20 protein-coding genes and 1 pseudogene are annotated in these 20680 nt (G+C 64.7%); 7 read left to right on the top strand and 14 right to left on the bottom strand.

From position 1 onward, the window contains the following. Window positions 1-96: 96 nt before the first annotated feature. The 10 genes from AC1DE3_RS16130 to AC1DE3_RS16085 form a co-directional block, all read right to left on the bottom strand. The gene (locus AC1DE3_RS16130; protein WP_476852558.1) at window positions 97-801 is read right to left on the bottom strand and encodes a glycerophosphodiester phosphodiesterase; all 705 of its coding nucleotides are present in this window, start codon (window positions 799-801) and stop codon (window positions 97-99) included. Between the two features lie 4 nt (window positions 802-805). Next, a complete protein-coding gene (locus AC1DE3_RS16125) occupies window positions 806-1681 on the bottom strand; it encodes an ABC transporter permease (RefSeq protein ID WP_476852557.1) in 876 nt (291 codons plus the stop codon). Beyond that, window positions 1681-2622: an ABC transporter permease gene (locus tag AC1DE3_RS16120; RefSeq protein WP_476852556.1), complete on the bottom strand. Its 942-nt coding sequence runs from the start codon at window positions 2620-2622 to the stop codon at window positions 1681-1683. The genes AC1DE3_RS16125 and AC1DE3_RS16120 overlap by 1 nt, the downstream gene beginning before the upstream one ends. A gap of 284 nt (window positions 2623-2906) precedes the next feature. Continuing rightward, window positions 2907-4319, bottom strand: coding sequence for an FAD/NAD(P)-dependent oxidoreductase (locus AC1DE3_RS16115; protein WP_476852555.1), 1413 nt, complete (start codon window positions 4317-4319; stop codon window positions 2907-2909). Beyond that, window positions 4316-4609 carry a (2Fe-2S)-binding protein gene (locus tag AC1DE3_RS16110; RefSeq protein WP_476779931.1) on the bottom strand — a complete coding sequence of 98 codons (294 nt, stop codon included), beginning with the start codon at window positions 4607-4609 and terminating at the stop codon, window positions 4316-4318. The genes AC1DE3_RS16115 and AC1DE3_RS16110 overlap by 4 nt, the downstream gene beginning before the upstream one ends. Next, on the bottom strand, window positions 4593-5711 hold the full coding sequence (locus AC1DE3_RS16105; RefSeq protein WP_476852554.1) for an NAD(P)/FAD-dependent oxidoreductase: 1119 nt from the start codon (window positions 5709-5711) through the stop codon (window positions 4593-4595). Before AC1DE3_RS16105 ends, AC1DE3_RS16110 begins: the two co-directional genes overlap by 17 nt. Before the next feature lie 14 nt (window positions 5712-5725). Further along, a complete protein-coding gene (locus AC1DE3_RS16100) occupies window positions 5726-6448 on the bottom strand; it encodes an aspartate/glutamate racemase family protein (protein ID WP_476779929.1) in 723 nt (240 codons plus the stop codon). Between the two features lie 30 nt (window positions 6449-6478). Beyond that, window positions 6479-8305, bottom strand: a complete 1827-nt coding sequence (locus AC1DE3_RS16095) for an ABC transporter permease subunit (RefSeq protein WP_476779928.1) — start codon at window positions 8303-8305, stop codon at window positions 6479-6481. Window position 8306: 1 nt separating this feature from the next. Then, a complete protein-coding gene (locus tag AC1DE3_RS16090) occupies window positions 8307-9383 on the bottom strand; it encodes an ABC transporter ATP-binding protein (RefSeq protein WP_476779927.1) in 1077 nt (358 codons plus the stop codon). A 12-nt stretch (window positions 9384-9395) separates the two neighbouring features. Next, window positions 9396-10460 carry an ABC transporter substrate-binding protein gene (locus tag AC1DE3_RS16085; protein WP_476779926.1) on the bottom strand — a complete coding sequence of 355 codons (1065 nt, stop codon included), beginning with the start codon at window positions 10458-10460 and terminating at the stop codon, window positions 9396-9398. A gap of 609 nt (window positions 10461-11069) precedes the next feature. Here AC1DE3_RS16085 and AC1DE3_RS16080 point away from each other — a divergent pair. Genes AC1DE3_RS16080 through AC1DE3_RS16065 form a run of 4 tightly spaced genes read left to right on the top strand, consistent with a single transcriptional unit; the run spans window position 11070 to window position 14982 of the window. Further along, window positions 11070-11816 carry a GntR family transcriptional regulator gene (locus AC1DE3_RS16080; protein WP_441510602.1) on the top strand — a complete coding sequence of 249 codons (747 nt, stop codon included), beginning with the start codon at window positions 11070-11072 and terminating at the stop codon, window positions 11814-11816. Window positions 11817-11850: 34 nt separating this feature from the next. Beyond that, complete coding sequence (locus tag AC1DE3_RS16075; protein ID WP_476779925.1) at window positions 11851-14172, top strand: molybdopterin-dependent oxidoreductase; 2322 nt, start codon at window positions 11851-11853, stop codon at window positions 14170-14172. Window positions 14173-14197: 25 nt separating this feature from the next. Next, complete coding sequence (locus AC1DE3_RS16070; RefSeq protein WP_476795157.1) at window positions 14198-14545, top strand: RidA family protein; 348 nt, start codon at window positions 14198-14200, stop codon at window positions 14543-14545. Between the two features lie 41 nt (window positions 14546-14586). Continuing rightward, window positions 14587-14982: a carboxymuconolactone decarboxylase family protein gene (locus AC1DE3_RS16065; RefSeq protein ID WP_476779923.1), complete on the top strand. Its 396-nt coding sequence runs from the start codon at window positions 14587-14589 to the stop codon at window positions 14980-14982. A 1188-nt stretch (window positions 14983-16170) separates the two neighbouring features. On the opposite strand, the pseudogene AC1DE3_RS16060 reads toward AC1DE3_RS16065, so the two are convergent. The 3 genes and pseudogenes from AC1DE3_RS16060 to AC1DE3_RS16050 all read right to left on the bottom strand — a co-directional run. Beyond that, window positions 16171-16661, bottom strand: a pseudogene (locus tag AC1DE3_RS16060) (transposase); the annotation flags it as partial. Window positions 16662-17012: 351 nt separating this feature from the next. Further along, complete coding sequence (locus AC1DE3_RS16055) at window positions 17013-17519, bottom strand: LysR substrate-binding domain-containing protein (RefSeq protein WP_476779922.1); 507 nt, start codon at window positions 17517-17519, stop codon at window positions 17013-17015. After that, window positions 17507-17647, bottom strand: a complete 141-nt coding sequence (locus AC1DE3_RS16050; RefSeq protein ID WP_441510597.1) for a LysR family transcriptional regulator — start codon at window positions 17645-17647, stop codon at window positions 17507-17509. The genes AC1DE3_RS16055 and AC1DE3_RS16050 overlap by 13 nt, the downstream gene beginning before the upstream one ends. 595 nt (window positions 17648-18242) lie before the next feature. Here AC1DE3_RS16050 and AC1DE3_RS16045 point away from each other — a divergent pair. Beyond that, window positions 18243-18524 carry a hypothetical protein gene (locus AC1DE3_RS16045; protein WP_441510596.1) on the top strand — a complete coding sequence of 94 codons (282 nt, stop codon included), beginning with the start codon at window positions 18243-18245 and terminating at the stop codon, window positions 18522-18524. 418 nt (window positions 18525-18942) lie between these two features. Here the strand turns inward: AC1DE3_RS16045 and AC1DE3_RS16040 are convergent, their stop codons facing one another. Further along, window positions 18943-19203: a hypothetical protein gene (locus AC1DE3_RS16040; RefSeq protein WP_441510595.1), complete on the bottom strand. Its 261-nt coding sequence runs from the start codon at window positions 19201-19203 to the stop codon at window positions 18943-18945. Between the two features lie 241 nt (window positions 19204-19444). On the opposite strand from AC1DE3_RS16040, the gene AC1DE3_RS16035 reads away from it, so the two are divergent. Continuing rightward, entirely contained in the window at window positions 19445-19744 is a 300-nt protein-coding gene (locus tag AC1DE3_RS16035; protein WP_441510594.1) for a hypothetical protein, read from the top strand. Window positions 19745-19920: 176 nt separating this feature from the next. Beyond that, window positions 19921-20544: a methyltransferase family protein gene (locus AC1DE3_RS16030; RefSeq protein ID WP_441510719.1), complete on the top strand. Its 624-nt coding sequence runs from the start codon at window positions 19921-19923 to the stop codon at window positions 20542-20544. Window positions 20545-20680 lie beyond the last annotated feature (136 nt).

Genomic DNA, 20680 nt, shown 5'->3' with positions numbered 1-20680 from the left:
CGGCACAGCGGCGCCGCGATGCGGCTGCCTTGCATCAGATTGACGACGGGCCGGTGACAGTCCGGGCCGCAAGGAGAAGTCGCGGATCGTCGAGCATCACCGCATCGGGGCCGAGCGCCAGCAGGCGCGTGATGCCCTCCGCATCGATCCGGCCAACCGGAAAGGGCGGATAGCCGGTTCCGCCACGGAGCGCGGCTGACCGACCATGATGACCGAACCCAGACCGGCCTTCCGCACGGCGGCGAGCCGCTCCGGCGTGGCATCGCCCTGCCAGAGCCGGAACCAATCGGCGCCGGCGGATCGCGCTGCCGCGATGGAATCGGGATCGGGCACCAGAGCGAGGATCGCGATCTCCGGCGACTGCCGGCGCGCCGCGCCGATCAGGTCGATGTCGCGGAGGCCGAGCAGGCAGCGCGGAAGCGCATCCGTCGCATCGAGGGCGGCGAGGATCGGGTTCAGGATGCGGGGTTCGGACAGTTTGACGTCGAGCAGGAGGCCGAGCGGCGCGGAAGACGCGATCGCCTCGTCCAGCGTCAGCAAGCCGGGCAGAAGCGCCCTCAGCGTCGCGAGATCGGTCTCGGCGACCCGTCCCTGATGCCCGGCGAGGCGCATGAGGTCGGCATCGTGCAGGCAGACCAGCGCACCGTCGGCGCTGAAGCGCAGATCGGTTTCGACGACCTCGGCTCCGGCTGCGATGGCGGCGGAGAAGGCCTCCCGCGTATTCTCCGGCCCGAGCAGGGCTCCGCCGCGATGGGCGATGGCGAGCGGCCGGCCCGCATCCGAAAGGAGGCCGGGTCGCATCGTCTCAGTTCCTCTCGCTGGTCGGGTCGAAACGGTCGCGCAGCCAGTCGCCGAACAGGCTCATCGACAGCGTGGTCAGGAAGATCGTCAGCCCCGGAAAGACCGCGATCCACCAGGCGTTGAGCAGGTAGCGGCGGCCTTCGCCGAGCATCAGGCCGAGCGAGGTGCCCGGCGGCTGCACGCCGAGCCCGAGGAAGGAGAGCGAGGTTTCGAGCAGGATCGTGCCGGGAAAATTCAACGTGGCCTGCACCACCAGCGCGGCGGCGATATTGGGCAGGAGGTGGCGCAGGACGACCCGCGACGGGCCAGCGCCCAGCGCCTCGACGGCATTGATGTAGTCGCTCTCCTGTTCGGAGATGACGAGGCCGCGCGCCAGCCGGGTATAGCGATCCCAGCCGTCGATGCTGACGAGGAGGATGAAGAGAACGATGTTGTTGCCGAAGAAGGCGAGCATGGTCAGCGCCAGGAACAGCGCCGGAATTGCCGCTTGGGCATCGACCAGCATCATGATGGCCTGATCGGCGAAGCCGCGCAGACGCGCCGCGAGGAAGCCGAGCGCTGTCCCGAACACGGCTCCGATCAGGGTTCCCATCACGGCGATCAGGATCGAGGTGCGGACAGCGAAGATCATCCGGCTCAGGATATCGCGGCCGAGCTGGTCGGTACCGAGCCAGTAGATCGTGCCGCCGGCTTCGGTCAAAGGTGGCTTCAATCGCGCGGCGAGATTCTGCGCGGTATAGGGCAGCGGAGCCAGCCAGTCCGCGAGCAGCGCGACGACAACGACGGCGAGCAGGAAGCCGGCCGAGAGCATCACGACCGGCGACATCCGGTGTCTGGCCGCAGGAGCCGCAGGCGCGGAGGAGAGACCGACGGCGCTCATCAGGCCTGCCCGCCAAGCGCGCGGGCGAAGCCGCCGAGCCGCGGATCGATCAGGATATGCACGATATCGACCAGCAGATTGGCGCCGACCATGATAACCGTCACCGTGAAAATCACGGCCTGGACGACGGAGAGATCGCGCGTCGAGACGGAGTCGACCAGCAGCCGGCCGATGCCCGGCCACGCGAAGATGGTCTCGACCACCGCGCTGCCGGCGAGGATATGGCCGATCTCGATGCCGATGAACATCAGCAGCGGCACCGCGGCATTGGGAAGGGCGTGGCGGAGGATCACGCGGAGCGGCATCACGCCGCGCCCACGCGCCGCCCGGATATAGGGCTTGCCCAGCACCTCCAGCGTCGCCGTGCGGGCGAAGCGCGCCAGCCGGCCGGCAAGCGGCAGGCCGAGCGTCACCGTTGGCAGGATGAGATGCCAGAGGCTGTCAGATCCGGCCGAAGGCAGCAAGCGCAGCTTCAGCGCGAAGAGCAGGATGAGCAGGATGCCGAGAAAGAAGACGGGAATGGCGTAGCCGAACACCGCGACCGCCATGGCGAGCCGGTCGGCGGCGCGATTATGGCGCAGCGCCGCGAGGACGCCGAGCGGCAGGCCGACGAGGAGCGCCAGCATCAGTGCGGAGGAGCCGAGCAGGAAGGTCTTCGGCAGCGCTTCGACCACGGCGGTGAAGGCAGGCCTGCCATCCGCGAATGAGAGGCCGAAATCACCGCGGACGGCGCTCGCGATATAGAGCAGGTACTGCTCGGCCAGAGGCCGGTCGAGGCCCCAGGCCTCGCGATAATAGGCGACGACATCCGGCGGGGTGTCGCTCGGCAACATGATCTGGGCCGGGTCGCCCGCCAGGCGCAGCGCGACGAACACGGCCGAGACGCAGATGGCGACGGTCAGCAGGGCGCGCAGAGAGCGGAGAAGGAGAAAGCGAAGCATCTGGCCCGATCACGGAGTTGGAGATCCGGTTCTGCAAATGGCTTCACGACAGGTTGATGACGAGGCGCTGACGCAGCTGCTGTCTGGGCAGCGAAATGGACCGGAACCATACCCGCAGACTGATCCTTCAGATCGATTTCCGGCGCAATTTGCCGGATAGATCCAAGAAGCGGCCGACCGCACGTAAGGCATCGGCACGCCGCTCTGGGCTGAGTTCGTAGGGCAGCGTCCGGCGCCACCCGAAATTAGCCCATCATCGCACCGCCATCTGCGCCCCGACGACTTTACGATGCTTCGGCGCCGAAGTTGGGACCCGAATCGACACAGGAGTCCGCTATCTGTTCGACCGTCACGGGCTTGATTGGCATGCGTAACCTGAAATAGCCAATTTCACCCGGGCTGCGCCCGCTCAACGCCGACATCGTCTCAGTGATCGTGTGCCCGCAAAGTCGCCCCTGGCAGGGACCCATGCCACACCGCAGGAAGCCTTTCGCTTGGTTCGGTCCGGCCGCGCCTTCCTTCACGACCTGGGCGATTTCGCCGCGCGTCACCTCCTCGCAGCGGCAAACGACGACATCGTCGGACTCGGGCGCGATGAAAGCATCAGCCGGACGGTAGAGCGCCTCCAGAAACGGCCTGATCGCGCGGTCTCGCCAGAGCGCGGTGCGAAGGGAGCTGCTCGCCCGATCCCGCTCGGCTGCACTGATCGCGCTGAGGTCTCGAGCGATGTCGAGCGCGGCAAGCGTGCCGCTCAAACGCGCCGAAATGGCGCCGGATATGCCGGCCTCGTCACCCGCGATCCAGAGCCAGGGCTGGCTGGAGCGCCCCCATGCGTCGAGCTCCGGCCGCCAGCAACGCTGACGCTCGTCCCAGACATGCGGGCAGCGCAGCGCCATGGCGAGATTCACATTGGGCACGATGCCCTGATGGAGCGCCACGCGGCTTGCATCAGTGCGCTGCCAGCGCCCGCCGCTGAACCATTTCACGCCGCGCACCGCATCTTCGCCCTCGATCTCAACCTGCTCGACGCCGCGTTCGATGCGGACGCAGGCAGCACGTAGTTCGCGGAGCAGGCCAAGTCCTTTGGAGAGATACGGGGCGGCCAGAAGCGCCCGCGGGAGATAGGGCAGCGCGGCCGCCAAATTCTTCCGCGGGGTCGTCTCGATGATAAGCCGCGGCGGATGCCCTGCGCGGCAGTATTGCGCAGCGACGAGATAGAGCAGCGGGCCACCGCCGACGAAGACGAGATCGTCCTCCAACAGACCAGCGGTTTTCAGCAGAATCTGCGCCGCGCCGGCAGTCATGGCTCCGGGCAGCGTCCAGCCGCGGATAGGGAATGGGCGCTCCATAGCACCGGCGGCCGCGACGATCCGGCGTGCCCCGGTGACGCCGGAGCCTTCGCGCGAGCGCCAACGGATCTCACCCTCCGCGACGGACCAGACCATCGCCGCGGCCCGGTGCTCCGCGCCGGAGCGTTGGAAGGCCTCGACCAAATCGCGGCCCGCATAATAATCTCGTCCTAGAATGTCGGCGCGGTCCGGTGCCGGGCGCTCGGTGATGGCTCGGTAGATCTGGCCGCCGGGCTTGCCGGCCTCGTCGAACACCACGCAGCTCAGTCCGTGCTTGCGGGCTGTGACAGCGGCCGCCATGCCCGCCGGACCCGCGCCAATCACCGCGACGTCGAAGGGCGCGCTCACTGGCTGAGCTCCGCGGCGCCTGTCTGAGGTTCGACGACCATGCCAGCGCGTACGGTCTCGAGGCAAGCCTGCCGGTTGGGCTGCCCGTCCACCGTGACAAGGCATTCGAAACAGACCCCCATCATGCAATAGGGGCCGCGCGGAGCCCCGGAACGAGGCGTGCTGCGGAAGGTCTTGATCCCCGCGCGCAGGATCGCTGCCGCGAGGTTCTCGCCCTCGCGGGCGGGCACGGTCGTGCCGCCGAAGCTGAAGGCGGTGTCGAATTCCGTGAGATCAAGGCGCTGGAACACTGAAGCGATCCGATGAGAAGGGCTGCCAGGCCGGGTCGAGTCGCCCGGCGGAGAGGGCGGTTGCGAGCGGCCCGGCGTGGAAGGGCGCAAGCGTGACGCCGCTGTGGACCGTCACTAAGAAAGCGCCCGGATGTGCCGCGGATTCGGCATAGACCGGCATGCCGTCAGGCGACATCACGCGCAGAGCGGCCCAACTGCGCACGACCTGCGCATTGGCGAGCAGCGGCAGGGCCGTCACGGCCCGCTGGGCCGTCGTCTGAATGACATCGGGCGTCGTGCGGTCGTCGAGTCCGGCCTCCTCAGAGGATTCGCCGAACACGATACCGCCTTCCGCGGTCTGGCGGATGAAGCTGATTCCGTAGCGCAGGAAAGGCTTCAACTTCTCCGTGACTAGGATCTGTCCCCGCACCGGGCGGATGGGAGCGCACAGGCCTAGGCCTGGAGCGAGCTCCTTGTTGCCGAGCCCGGCGGTCAGGATGACGCGGTCGGCGAGCCAGTCGCCCTGTTGCGTCTTCACCCGAAAGCCCGCGCCGTCCGGGACGACGCCCGCGACGGCGTGGCGGGGCCGGTAGTCGCCGTGCCGCTCGAACACCGCGATCAGCGCGCGCAGCAGATGGAACGGGTTCGTCGTGCCGTCGTCGCTGCAAAAGGTCGCGCCGACGACGGCGGGTCCGACTTCGGGAAGGAGCTTGCGGATGCCGTCATTGTCCATGACCTCGAACCGGCTCGGCACCGCGGCATGCGCTTCCAGATCGGCCATCGTCTTGCTGCGGCGCTCCAACTCCAGCTCGGAGAAGCAGAAGAAGAAGGCCCCCGGCCGGCGGAAATGCAGATCGATTCCGCTCTCAGTGCCGAGGTCGCGGGCGAAGTCGTCCCAGTCCTTCGCTGCCCGTCGGGTCAAATAGGCATAGGCCGGGCCGCTCGCACCCTTGCCCTGCACCCAGACATTGCCGAGATTGCCGCGCGCCGCCCGGAAGGCGATGTCGCCCTCGTCGAACAGCGTCACGGTCTCGCCGTGGGCGGCGAGACCGTAGGCGACGCTCGCGCCGACGATGCCCCCGCCGATGACGGCGATACCCGTCCTGTTCTGGCCGCTTTCCATCGTGGCGCCGGCGATCAGTCCGTGCCGAAGCGTCGCGGCTTCAGCGCCGCATGGAAGGTGTTCACCATCGTCACCGCGTCGAAGACCGGCACGCCGTAACGTTCGGCGATATCGGCGCTGAAGGGCGTCAGATTGGTGCATTCCCCGACGATGGCGCCGACATCGGGATGCCGGCTGAGCAGGTCGCCTGCGGCCGCGAGGACCTCGCCGCGCAGCACGTCATAAGGCACGGTGTCGTCGCCTTCGCGGATGCTGCGGACGAATTCGGAGCTTTGCGGCAGGCCGACGACCGGCGTGTCCTCGGCGATGCCGACGGCGCGCAGATAAGGGCCGTTCAGCACCTCGGCGTTGTAGGTGAGGATGCCGACCTTCTTGCCCGTCGGCAGCATGCGCTCGACCATCGGCACCTGTAGCAGAGCGCTGGTCGCGACCGGCACCGAGCAAAAATCGGCGAGCTCGCGCTGGTAGATCGAGAGGAAGCCGCAGGTCGTGGTGATGCCGTCGACGCCGGCATCGATCAGCTCTTGGGCCGCCCGCTTGAACGGTTCGAGCAGGCTGGATTCGTGCAGCTCCGTCATGCGCGAGGGCACGGCGTCGTGGACGATTCTGTACTGCACGGGAAAATCCCAGGTGCCGGCATGGCCGATATCGCCGGGCCAGCGCCGGAAGCGGCTGTTGACCATGAGGATGCCGACGGTGACGCCGTAATAGGTTTTCTTGCGAAGGTTGTTGCCCATCGAAGCCTTCCAGATCGCGCCACGCGGGCGTCAGTTGCGGCCGGCTGAACGCCGGAAACGCTCGTTGAGGAACAGGAGACCAGTCATCAGCACCAGCAGCAGGGTCGCGACGGCTGCCAGGGTCGGATTGATCTGGAGCAGCAGGTCCGACCACATCTGGCGCGGCAGCGTGTTGAATGAGCCGCCGGTGATGAACAGCGCCACCGTCAATTCGTCGAAGGAGGTGACGAAGGCGAAGAGGAAGGCCGAGAGCAGGCCCGGCTTGATGATCGGCAAGGTGATCCGGCGCAGAGTCTGCCACCGGCTTGCGCCCATCACCGCTGCCGCTTGGTCGAGCCGCCGGTCATAGGTCGCGAGCACCGCCATGACGGTGATGACGACATAGGGGACGGCGAGCACGGCATGCGCGATAACGAGCCCCGTCACCGTCCCGACCAGCTCCAGCTTCGAATAGAGGAAGAACAGGGCGACCGCGATCACGATACGCGGCACGATCAATGGCGACAGGATCACGGCGAGCGCAGCGGTTTTGCCGGGAAAGCGGTTCCAGGCCATCGCGAAGGCCGCCATCGTGCCCAGCACCAGCGCCACCGCGCCCGAAGCCAGACCGACGATCAGAGAATTCCAGGCCGCGCTGGTCCAGTCGGAAGAGGCGAAGACGGCCTCGTACCAGCGCAGAGAGAAGCCGTTTGGATTGGCCTGGACCGCATTTCCTGGCGTGAAGGAGGCCGGGATCACGAAGAGCGTCGGGATCAGCAGGAAGGCGACGACGATGAGGAACAGCGCGAGGCTGCTGCCCCGGCCGAGCCCGCGGAAGGCGCGCGCGGGCAGCAGTCCGGCGAACACCGCGCCGATTCCGGCGCAGAGGCTTCCCAGCCCATTGACGATCGCCCGGCCGATCACGTCGAGGATGCACGACCAGGCCGAGACCGTCCGCGCCGAGCGGTCCGAGGAGCCACCGGCCAGGCTCGACAGCCCGATGACCCGGTCATAGGCGACGAAGACCACGATCGAGGCCGCGAGCAGCAGGACCGAGAGCGTGCTGGCCGCCGGCCAGTTCAGCAATTCCTGGATCTGGGTGATGATGACCTGCGTCAGCATGGTCTCCCGCGCGCCCCCGAGCAGGGCAGGGGTGATGAAGAAGCCGAGCGAGCTGATGAACACCATCATCGCGGCCGCGCTGATACCCGGCATGCATTGCGGGATGTAGATGCGCCAGAAGATCTGGGCGCGACCGGCGCCGAGCGTTTCCGCGGCGCGCGACAGGTTGCCGTCAATCGTCTGCATCACCGGCAGCATGGTCATCACGGCAAGCGGCAGCATCGCATGCGACATGCCGATCAGAGTGCCCGTCAGGTTGAAGATCAGCGAGGCCGGCGCGTCGACGATGCCAAGTGCCAGCAAGAGCTGGTTGACCGCACCGTTCCGCCCCAGAAGGATCATCCAGGCGAAGGTCCGCACCAGGAAGCTGGTCCAGAACGGCAGCAGGACCCAGATGATCAGAGCGTTGCGGCTCTGGGGCGCGGCGTTCGCGAGGTAGTAGGCGACCGGGAAGCCGCCGACGACCGAGATCACCGTGGTCCAGCCGGCGATCTTGAAGGTGATGAGCAGGACGTCGAAATAGAGAGGGTCGGAGAAGGCCTTCGCGAAGTTGGCGGAGGTGGCGGCTCCGCCCCGGTCGAACAGCGACAGCGACAGGATCTGTGCGACCGGGAAAAAGAAGAAGATCGCCAGGAAGGCGAGGAGCGGAACCAGTGGCAGGAGCGGCCTTGCGCGACGCAGCCGCGGCTGAAGGGCTGATATCGCGGGCTCGGCCGTCGGGGCAGGTTCGCAATCGCGCGTGGACATGGTCGTCATGTCACGCGCCCGGCGGCAGCACGATGGCGTCGGCGGCCGACCAGCCGAGCGTCACGTTCTGCCCGCGCTCCGGCAGCGGCCGCCCGGATGTCAGCTCCTTTGCGAGGAGGGTGGTGCCGTCGTCCAGCCGGACATTGATCTTGGTGAAGCCCCCGACGAAGACGGCATCGAGCAATTGGCCGCGCCGGATGTTCTCATGCGCCTCGCCGTCGCGGATGAGCTTCAGCCGTTCCGGCCGCACCATCCAGTTGACGTCTTCATCGGTGCGGTGGCCGGCATCGGCCGCCACCCTGATCGTCGAGCCGTCGACCGAACCGAGCAGGGTCTCGGCTCCGGTCGACAGCACCTTCGCCGGGGCGATGTTGGATTCGCCGAGGAAACCGGCCGCGAAAACGGAGGCCGGTTTGAAATACAGCTCCGCCGGGGTGCCGATCTGCTCGACCCGCGCATTGTTCATCAGGCAGATGCGGTCGGACATCGACAGCGCCTCCTCCTGATCATGGGTGACGTAGAGAATGGTGATGCCGAGCTCGACATGCAGCCGCTTGATCTCGGTCTGCATGTGCTCGCGCAGGTTCTTGTCGAGGGCGCCGAGCGGTTCGTCCATCAGGATGATGGAGGGCTCGTAGACGATGCAGCGCGCCAGCGCGATCCGTTGCTGCTGCCCGCCGGAGAGTTCCCGCGGCAGGCGCTCGGCGACATGGGGCAGATGGATGAGGTCGAGCACGCGGCGCACCGCCGCGTCGATCTCGGCCGCGCCCATCCGGCGCATGCGCAAGGGGAAGGCGATGTTCTCGTAGATCGAGAGATGCGGGAACAGGGCATAGTTCTGGAAGACCATGCCCAATCCCCGCTTCGCTGAGGGCTCGTCGGTGACGCGCCGCCCGTCGATCCAGATGTCGCCGCCCGTCGGCTCGGTCAGCCCGGCGATCAGGGACAGGAGCGTGGTCTTGCCCGAGCCGGACGGCCCGAGCAGCGTCAGGAACTCCCCGTCGCGCATCGAGAGTGTCGTCGGTTGCAGCGCCACGACTTCGCTGTAGCGCTTGGTGACCTGCTCGGTTCGCAGCTTCTCCGACATCGGGCCAGTGCCTCAGCTACGGAGTAGCCAGGCGTTGAAGCGCTCGAACATCTTGTCCTTGTTCGCGCCCCACCATTCGTCGTTGCTCGGGATCAGCTTGCTGAAGTTGGCCGGCTCCGTCGGCAATTGCTTGGCGCGGGCGGGGTCGATGAACTTGAACGCGGTCTGGTTGGTCGGGCCATAGGCCAGCGCCTTGGTATAGAGCGCCTGCCGTTCGCCATTGGCGCAGGAGGCGATGAACTTCTTGGCGAGTTCCGCGCGCGGGCAGCCTTTCGGGATGGCCCAGCCTTCCATGCCGTAGAGCCCGCCATCCCAGATGATCTCGACCGGCGCGCCGTTGTCGATCGCCGCCTGGATGCGCGCATTGCTGGAAGGCAGGAAATCGACCTCGCCGCTCTGCAGGAGCTGCGTAGTCTGGGTGAAGCTCGTCCACCAAACCGCGATATGCGGCTTGATCGTGTCGAGCTTCTTGAAGGCCCGGTCGACATCGAGGGGGTAGAGCTTCTTCGGGTCGACGCCGTCAGCAAGCAGGGCGCCTTCGAGCGTATGGATCGGGCTCTTCGGCAGGGCGCGGCGACCGGGGAATTTGGCAACGTCGTAGAAATCGGCCCAGTTCGAGGGGCGGGCCTTCATGCTGTCGGTGCGGTAGCCCAGCACGCTGCCATAGACGTTGGTGCCCAGCCAGTCTGGCTGCTTCGCCAGAGGGAGAAGCTCGTCGTAATCCGTTCCCGAGAACTGCAATGGCTCGAGCAGCCCGGCATCCGAGAGCAGCTTGCGCGATGACAGGGTGATCGAGACGACGTCCCAGACATAGGACTTGGCGTCGACCTGCGCCTTTACCTGGCTGGTCGGCTCGGAGTCGCGGGAGACGTTGACAAGCTCGGCGCCGGTCTTGCGGAAGGGCGCATAGAAGGCGGGCGTAAAGCCGGTGACGTAGACGCCGCCCGGATCGGCCACGGTGATGCGCTCCGCGGCGTAAGCCGGACGGATGATGAACGGCGCGGCGATGAGGCCGGCGCCACCGCTCAGAAGTCCGCGCCGCGAAATTCCATTACGAACGAACGAGTGATCCGGCATGACATTCCCCTTTTTTTGGAGTCAGGTGGAGAAATGGTCTTCGATGGTCATCTATGCCTGCGTCGAAATTGGAGACTGTTCTGCAAACAGGTCCAATTTGTTTTTCGAGGCGGACAAATCCATTTACGCTCGATTCTCTGCTTCCGCGAGGGATTGAATTACTGAATTCCAAACTGTTTGTGGTAGAATAATCTATGAATACGTTATGTCCGGGCGCTTTCAGGAAAGTGATACGCTCATCAGAGCTGGGGTAGGAAAAGTTTAGCGAGAGGGTGGCTGTCCCGATTGGCGGCATGCCAACACCGGCAAGTTGAATCCTGGGAACGACCGCCGCTATGTCCCGGCCGCTGCATCGCATGCGGGGTTCGATATGCGGTGCAAGAGGACGTCGATCGAGCCGCCTATCGCGCCGGCCCGAGTCCGAGGCGGACGAAATTGGCTCCGCCACTGTCCTTCGGCTGAGGAGCGAGGATGCGGCCATCGACTCCATCACGAGGTCATTGTCGATTTCATGTTGTCGACAATACGCAAGGCATGTAGGTTTACAACATCAAATTTGCGTCGCACCCACATTCGCAATGTGGAAAGCGACTCAATGAGGAGACGGGCATGAACAAGCCGGCGATGCCGGGAGGTGCTGTGACGGCGGTCGGGGCCCGGCGGGCCGCGGCGATCGTGGCGCCCAAATCGCTAACCCAGCAGATCTCAGATCACATCCGGTCTGAGATCATCCATGACAACATCAAGCCGGGCGAATGGATCCGGGAGAAGGCGCTCACCGACCAGTTCGGGATTTCGCGAACCCCGTTGCGCGAGGCCCTGCAGATCCTGGCGACGCAAGGGCTGATCGAGATTATCCCGAACCGCGGCGCCGTTGTGGCGGCGCTGTCGGACGACGAGATCCGCCATCTCCTGCAGGTCTACGTTCGCCTCGACGTCTTCGCCGCCGAACTCGCTTGCGACCAGGCGACGCAGCAGGATGACGAGGCAATCCGTCGGCATCTGGAGACCATGGCGGAGGCTTACCGCGTCAGCGACCGCTACGCCTATTTTGATGCCAACCAGGCCTTCCATCTCGCGATCGCTGCGGCCTCCCACAATCCCGTGCTGATCGAGATGCACGCGCAGCTCAACCTCCGCCTCTATCGCACGCGTTATCTCGGCGTCCTGCAGGCGGAGAACTGGGCGAAAGCCTTCAACGAGCATGAGCCCATTGCCCAGGCTTTCCTCGACCGGAATGGCCCCCTGTTGGCTCGATTGGTCTCGGAGCATCTCGGCTTCGCCTGGCGCATGGTTTCGCCTGACGCCGTCGATCGGACCGAGGCGAAGCCCGCCGATCTGGCGAGGTCCGCCTGACCAAACGCCGACCTCCAAAGCCCTGGCGACGATGATGTTGAAGACACCCGCACGACCGACCGTCGCCACGCATTGGGGCACCTATCGAGTGCGGATGTCCGAGGGGCGTCCCGCCGAGCTCGAGGGCTTCGAGCAGGATCCGGCGCCGTCTCCCATTGCCGGGTCAATGATCGGAGCGTTGGACGATCCGACCCGGATCGAACGCCCGATGATCCGCGCCTCATTCCTCGAGAAGGGCTTTCGGGCGACGGGGGCTGGCCGCGGCGCCGAGCCTTTCGTCGCCGTGGACTGGTCCGAGGCCATCGCCATCGCGGCCGGCGAGCTCGACCGGGTTCGCAAGGAGCATGGCAACCGCTCCATCTTCGGCGGCTCCTATGGCTGGGCGAGCGCGGGGCGCTTCCATCATGCGCAGAGCCAGATCCATCGATTCCTGAACGCTATCGGCGGCTATACGCGCTCCGTCGGCAACTACAGCTACGCCGCCGCCGACGCGATCGTGCCGCATGTCGTCGGCGACCGCCGCGGGCTCGTCACCGAGCATACCTCATGGCCCGTTATTGTCCGCCACGCCCGGTTGCTGGTGATGTTCGGCGGCCTGCCGCTTAAGAATTCCCAGGTGAGTTCCGGCGGGATAGGCCGTCATATCCTGGCCGAAAGCCTCGAGACTTTCAGGGCAGCCGGGGGCGAGCTCATATCGGTCACGCCGATCCGGGACGATGTCGAGGAGCGCTTCGGCGCCACCTGGCTTCCGATCGCGCCCAACACCGATACGGCGCTGATGTTGGGTCTCGCCCACACGCTGTGGAGCGAAGGGTTGCACGACAAGGCTTTCCTTGCGCGCTGCACCACCGGCTTCGACAGGTTCCTGCCCTATCTCGCGGGCGAGAGTGACGGCATCGCGAAGACGGCGGAGTGGGCGGCCGCGATCTGCGGGATCGAGGCGGAGGCCATCAGGGGGCTCGCACGCAAGATGGCGGCGCAGCGGACCATGATCATGCTGGCCTGGGCCGTGCAACGGGCGGATCATGGCGAGCAGCCCTGCTGGATGGCGATCACACTGGCCGCGATGCTGGGCCAGATCGGTCTGCCCGGTGGCGGTTTCGGCATCGGCTACGGCTCGGTCAACGGCATCGGCAACCCGACACTCGACCTGTCCTGGCCGTCATTCGGGCAGGGGATCAATGCAGTCGACGACTACATCCCTGTGGCGCGGATATCCGACCTGCTGCTGAAGCCGGGCGGCAGCTATCAGTTCAACGGGCAAGACCGGAGCTACCCCGATATCCGCCTCGTCTATTGGGCCGGCGGAAATCCCTTCCATCACCAGCAGAACCTCAATCGCTTCCTCCAAGCGTGGAAGCGACCGGAAGTGACGATCGTCCACGAGAGCTGGTGGAACCCGCTCGCACGCCATGCCGACATCGTGCTGCCGGTGACCACCCAGCTGGAGCGCAATGACATCGTCTGTTCCAGCCGCGACCGGCTGATTGCCGCTTCGCATCGGGTCAGTGCGCCCTTTGGGCAAGCGCGGAACGATTACGACATCTTTGGCGCGCTGGCTGCCGAACTCGACGCGGCGGCGGTCTTCTCCGAGGGGCGGGGCGAGGAGGACTGGCTCCGATCCCTCTACGAGAAGGCGCAGGAGCGCCTCTCGGCGCTGGGTTTCAACGTGCCCGATTTCGAGACCTTCTGGGAGGAAGGGGCGCTGCTCTTTCCCGAGCCGGAGCAGCAGCCGACCCTGTTCGAGGAATTCCGGCGGGACCCGGTCGGGAACGCCTTGCCGACGCCCTCCGGCAGGATCGAGATCTGGTCTGACCGGATCGCTTCCTTCGGCTACGACGATTGCCCCGGCCATCCCGCCTGGCTCGAACCCAGGGAATGGCTCGGGGCCTCCAAGGCGAGGCAGTTCCCCCTGCATCTGATCTCGAATCAGCCCAAGACCAAGCTCCACAGCCAGTACGACCAGGGGGTGCATTCCCGGGCTGCCAAGATACGCGGCCGTGAGCCCGTCCGGATCCATCCAGCCGATGCTGCGACGCGGCGGATCGGCGACGGCGACATCGTCCGCCTTTTCAACGAGCGCGGCGCCTGCCTTGCGGCGGCCGTCCTGTGCGACGCGGTTCGTCCCGGCGTCCTGCAGCTCGCCACCGGTGCCTGGTACGACCCGGTGATGCCCGGCAAGGCCGGGGTCCTCGAAAAGCACGGCAATCCCAATGTCCTGACGCATGATCTGGGCACGTCGCGTCTAGGCCAGGGGCCGAGTGCACAATCCTGTCTCGTCGAGATCGAGCGCTACGAAGGCGAACTGCCGCCCGTGACCGCTTTCGATCCTCCCCTGATCGTCAACCGTTCGTAACGACGCAACCTGCGCGGAGATTTCCATGCCGATCACGAGAGCCGATTCGAATGGGCGCCGCAGCCGCGCCGTCGTGCACAACGGAACGGTCTACCTGGCAGGGCAGGTCGCGGATGACCGTTCCCTCTCCGTAGCCGGACAGACCACACAGGCGCTCGCGAAGGTCGACGACATGCTCGCACGTTGCGGCAGCGACCGTACGAAGGTGCTGTCGAGCATCGTCTGGCTGAAGTCGATGGACGACTACAAGGCCATGAACGAGGTCTGGGACGGTTGGGTCGATCCCGATCATGCGCCGGCGCGCGCCTGCGTTACCGGCGACATGGCCTACCCCGATATTCTGGTGGAGATCATGGTCGTCGCCGCCGCTTGACCGACGCCCGACATTTCAGACACAGCCCGAGGAGAAAGCCGATGCCTCGCCCCAGAGCGATCGAGTACAACGAAGCCAGCGATGCAGTCAAAGCCGTCTACGACGAAATAAAGACCGCTCGGAAACTCGACGACGTCAACAATTTTTGGAAATACCTTGCCAATGACGAGAAGACCCTGCGGCGGACCTGGGAGAGCGTCCGCGAGGTCATGGCGCCGGGCGCACTCGACGCCCTCGTCAAGGAAATGATCTATGTCGCGGTCAGCGTGACCAATAACTGCGGCTACTGCATCGCGAGCCATAGTGCTGCGGCGGCCAAGGCAGGAATGACGCCGGAGCAGTACCACGAGCTCCTCGCCGTCGTTGGCATGGCGAACGAGACGAACCGGTTGGTCAATGGCTATCGCGTCCCGATCGACCCCGCATTCGAGAAATAGCCGAGACGGTTTTTGGGCGATCGGCCAAAGTGGGTATCCGGCGGCGTGTCGCGCCGCTGGGGAACATGCCTCGGAGCGCAAGGATAGGACGAAGCTTCGTGTAGATCTTGTCGGTCTCGGTCGTATCACTCGGACGTTTTTGAGCCTGCGAACGGCTGAAGACAATGGGCGCTGGGAAATCGTCGGTGCCCTGAAGCGAAATGCCGCAACATCAGACGAGCGGCGATTTCCAGTTGTCGAGACGCTTGCCTGCCTTGGAGCATTAGGGCCGGGCCTTCTAATTGACTTCACTGGGCCAAGCGCAATCAAGGATTATGGAGCCGACCTTCTCCGGCTCGCTGATGTTTGGACCGTTGGAGCTGCGGCCCTCGTCTCTGCAGAACTCGAACGGGATCTACGCGAGGTTTCGCGGCAGACGCATCGCCCGCGATTGCTGCCGGGTGCGATCGGCGGCGTAGACGCGCTCTCCGCCATTGCAATCGATCCCGGAGCTGTGGTCTCGATACTGGCCTGCACAACGTCGAATCCGGTCGCCTCGGGGAAGGTCGACGACGCGCGATCCGTCGTTAGCCGTGCCGAAGGCGTCAATGTCATTGCAACTGCGGCCTTCGCATCGCGCGCCCTGAATCATACACCTGTCGATCACGTTAGCGCTGGGGAGGGGAACAACGCAGATTTGGCATTGAGGGCACTGGCGCCTATGGAGCGTTGCGTCTCAGTATCGATCCGGTCGTCGATGCGGAACATGGGACCATGCTCGTTGCGGCCAGCGCCATGTCGGGGTTGCGCAATTGCCATCGACCTGGTCGGCAAAATTGTGGGATGGCGTCGGAAATTTCGTCTATCAGAGGAAGTTCCCAGTTGCCAATCTACATCGCGATAAGAAACGCGCGAATCCCTCGACGCCAAAAGCCTTAGCGTAGGATTTCGCCGAAGCCTCGAAAGTCTTGCTGCCTTCGATAAAGCGGCTGGAAGATAAGCTTGGTCCGCTGGGCCTCAAGGTCGAACGGTGGAGGCAATTCGGTCAGCGCTTGAAGCCGGGGTCGAATACATCCCCGAGAACGGCGGCGGCGCTTGGGTGCGCAAGGCGAAGCGGGCCGATGGCAGGAGCGGGGAGCATTGAGGTGGCCCGTAAATTCCAACTTCCGTCTCTACCGGCACGATAGAGAGCGCGGCGAAATGGAGACTCAGAAGGCCCTGCAACATGCGGCTGCCGGCTAAGGGATACTCCAGGTGCAGGGCGTCGATCCGGCGCATCAGAGCGAGATCGGCGCCAGAGACTGCGCGATGCAGGTAGTAGATGCTGCCCCGGCTGATCCCGAGAACCTTCGCCTGTCGACTGAGCGGCAGATCGTGATGACGGTCGATCATCGCTTTGCGCTCAGAAGGCCGGCCTTCCCGAGCGCGCCGGACAAAAAATCATTCTCCAGCGTCAGCTCTCCAATCTTTGCGTGCAGCGTCTTTACGTCGACCGCCGGCGCCGGCGCTGCGGTCTTCGCCTCGCCATCGAAGACGCCTGCTGCCCCATCGAGAAGCTGATTGCGCCACTGCGTGATCTGGTTCGGGTGCACGTCGAACTGCTGTGCCAGCTCGACAATCGTCTTCTCGCCCCTCAGGACTGCAAGGGCCACCTTTGCCTTGAAGGCCGGCGTGTGGTTCCGCCGCGGTCGTTTCGCCATGTCTCTCCTGTCGCGGCCATCGTGCCGCCTTCAGGCAGAAACTCCACTCATCCGGCCTGTCCAATTTTCCCGAGCCAGCTCTTAGGGAGCTGAAACGCGCCAGTGCAGTTTCAAGCTGCGCTCAGCTGAAGCGTTGAGCGAGCGGCTGCCCAATCGGGCGCCGGTCGGGCGATAGAGATACCACCCCGAAAATGGCAGCGAGTCTGCGCCGAGGGAGGTGAGATCTGGATACCGTTGACCAGCGTATCGACCCTGTTTCCAGGCAGGTAGTTCGATCCGAAAAGCGCCCCCATCGATGTCTTGAGCTGATCATCCGACGAAGCAAGATGATGACGGACAAATCCCGGCATTTTACAACCCCATGGGTTGCAACTCTCGAATGAGGTCGATCAGAAGGCGCAGTCCTGTCGGGACCTGACGGCGGCTCGAATAATAGATGTGAAATCCTGCTCCGCGAGCAGCCCAGTCCGAGAGCACTGGGCGCAGCCGTCCGTCCGCGAGATGCGGAGCGATGAGCGGCTCGGGGAAATACATCAGGCCTAGCCCTCCGAGGATCGCCACGAGACCCGTTTCCGCCTGGTCGACCGTGATCGATGTCGGCACCGCCACCTGCAGATCCTCGCCGCGGCGCTCGAACTCCCATCGATAGACCCGATCGTCACCGAGCCGGTTGCTGATGCATCGGTGCCGGTGCAGATCGTCGGGATGCTCCGGAGTGCCGAAGCGGTCGAGGTAATCGGGCGAGCCCGCGACCACCCAGCGGATATCGGCCGACAGCCGCTGCGCGATCATATCCTCCGGCACTGTGCCGCCATAGCGGATGCCGGCATCGAAGCCCGCGTCCGTCACATCCACCATGCGATTGCTGGCTCGCCGATCGCTGCCGCGAGGACCTCACCGGCAGCGGTTAGGGTCACGCTCTTGGTGGTCCGGTTCAGAAGCCTGACGCCGAGCCTGCCCTCCAGGCCCTTGAGCGCGTGGCTCAACGCGGAGGCGCTGACGCCGATTTCAATGGCTGCCCGGCTGAAGCTGCGGTGCCTGCGCTGCGTCGGCGACGGCTATGACAACGCTGTCGCCGAGGCGATCAACGGACTCTACACGGCCGAACTGACCCATGGACGTGAGCCACGGCGATCGGAACCCGTCTGTTGGATCGCGATGCCCCTCAGCCTGAAATCGAGGGGGCGATGAGGCCCGAGCAGCATGCCGAAACTTGGGTCTGAAGAGCCTCTCGGCCTTCGCGGGGATTACGGCGACCGCCGGAAACGCGAAAATGAACTGGTTGAGTTGCTCATTCCCGTCAGCCGGAGCCTGAAAAATGCGGATGGGAAGCGTCAGGAAAGTTCGAACTATTTCCCGCATGATCCGCCGCTCTCTGCCGCTAATCGATTGAATTTCAATCGGGTGACTGGACAATCGGCCGCTGCCCGGCCATTTGCGTCACGGCGCAAAAATAAGGCTCGCTGTCCGTTGATCTCCTGGCGCATGCCCTATGCTCGTGCATCTTACCACTTCCAGCGGCAGCGGGCGGATTCCAGGGGCCTGTGAGCATTCGGCAAGCTGCGGGCCAAGAAGGCGAAAATGTCTAAACGTACAAAATCCAAAGCTCTCGACACCGAGTTCACGATGTTCGATGTCGTTTACGAAGACGGATCGAGAACCTCCAACCGGCGCGTGCCCACATCCTTGCTCGGTGGCCTGGACGGCGACGAGCCCGCGCGAACGACGATTATGGAGCAGGATCGCGCGATATCCGAGCGGTCCGGCAAGCCACCTTTGGCAATAGCGACGATCGCACGGTCCACTAAGGCGGCAGTCGAGCAGGACAAGCGCAAGGATGACCGCAAGAAGCGCTCGGCGTGACAGGGCGGGCCAACACATCAAGCGACACCACGGCGAGGCGGCTGTCGTTCGTCTACGTGTCGAAGTTGATCGCCGCGTCGCGCTGACAGCCGCTGACGGAAGGGCCCGAAAAGGGCCGTCCAGCCCAGTCCCCAGATCCCCCGACGCGCAAGAATGGATGCAAACACCGCAAGGAACGCGGTTGGCCTTTCCTGAGCGGCGCAGCTATCGGATGTTCGGTGTCAGGCACCTCCGGCGGCAAAAGTCACGCCGATGCGCCTTTCGCGGCCAGACGTCGATTTTCGCTGTGGCCGGGGGGCTTTGTGATCACCGGCTTCGCGCTCCTCGGGCCGGGTGGTTAGCCGTCGCCGCACGAGGGGGCTGCCGACAGCTTCTGAGAATGGCGGCGATCGAGCAGCTCATGTCGCCGAGAGGAGCGTCAGCCGGCGCCTTCGTCAGCGCCATTCACATCATAGCCACGGGTCACCCCATATTCGCTGGAGGACCCTCGCTTTTCATCCAGCCGGTACCCCGTCGCGGCCAGGCCGCGACGAAGCAGCTCGCGGACAGCGGCTGCGCGACTCGGCATTCGGTTATTGAACCGAAAATCCTCGAGGGCTGCGAGTTCCTCGCTATCGACCATGATCTGCAAGCGCTCGCCTCGCGCGAGATCATTGCCCTTCGCGGTGCTCTCAGACATCAGACTTACTCATTTGCTGCTGTTGCCTCATTATAGGTAGAATGCCCATGAAGCGATTTTGTTTCAAGAGAGCCGACCTGACACTGTTGCTAAAGAAGCGCCGCTATCTGTCATTAAGCTGTTGAATATATTTGATTTTTGTTGATTTCCGCAGGTTTCTGCCGTACGTTTGGGGGAGGGCAGTATGCGCAGAATTTCTGCGCGCTCGCTTGCGGCCCCCTAATCACTGACTGGCGAGCCCATGAAACCGACAATCGAGGCGTACACCGTGGCCATGCCTTGGTACGAGCCGGAGGATTTCCAGCAGCTTTGGGAACTCGCCCACGATCGTGACGAGATGCCTTCCGATTACGAGACCTGGCATCGGAATGCCGTCGCCGTCATGAATGCGTGGCTCGCAAGAGGCCGGGCGCTGGAAATCGTTACCGTTCGGCCAGCCGAGTTTCTGGCGTGGCTCGCGGAGGCCGGCCTTCCGAACACGGCCGAGACACGCCGCAGCTATGTCGAGCAGCGTGCGAGCCATTGTCACGACGTGGCTTGAACGGTCGGTCCGCGACGTGCCTTCCTTCGGCTGAAGGAGTGCGCGAAACGCGGGCGTTGGCCTATGCGCCGGTAGGGCCGCGGTGACGGGCGGATCATGCGCAGCGGTATTTCGTCTCCTCTGACATGGTATGATTGGGGATGCCAATCTCGGCGTATCTCCAGGCCGTCTTGTTCGTGGTCGCTGCGGCCATCGCATTGTTTGCCGCCGCCGGTACGGTCGCCATTCCGGGCTTTTGGGCGTATCTGGCAATCATTGCCGTCGTCGTGATCGCTTCATTCGCGGCGCTCGATCCGGACCTCCTGCGCGAACGCATGCGGCCTGGCGGCGGCAAGCCGCCGCTCGCACTGCGGGCCTTTTCACTGGTTCTGTTCGTGCACTGGGTCGTTGCCGGGCTCGATCGCGGCCGATTCCATTGGAGCGACGACTTGCCTGGCTGGCTGCAGGCGATTTGCCTGAGCGCGGTCGCGGGCGGTTACGCCCTGGCGCTTTGGGCAATGCGCGTGAACCGCTTCTTCTCCTCGGTCGTTCGCATCCAGACCGACCGTGGTCACCACGTGGTCACCACCGGCCCTTACGCCTTCGTCCGCCATCCCGGATATGCCGCCGGAATCCTGATTCTGCTGGCAAGCGGACCAGCACTCGGGTCGTGGCTCGCAGCCGCGCTCGTCGCCATTTTCAGCCTGCCGTTTCTGCTCTATCGCACGATCACGGAGGATCGAGTTCTTCAGGCAGCGCTCGCAGGCTACGCGAACTACGCTGCGCGGGTTCGGTGGCGGCTGATCCCTGGCATTTGGTGAAGGCTACAGCTGCCCGGGCTGACATTGGTAAACACAGGCATTCGGCCAAACCAAGTTCGGCCTCAACGCTGCTTGAGCGTGCGTGCCAGGCGTGCCCGCCGCTCCACAGGCGGCCAGTCCAGGGAGGCTCCGATGG

This window comes from Allobosea sp. 10L417, from assembly GCF_056395485.1.
The sequence above is the reverse complement of the archived record's forward strand: the minus strand, read 5'-3'. Positions and strand labels throughout refer to the sequence as shown.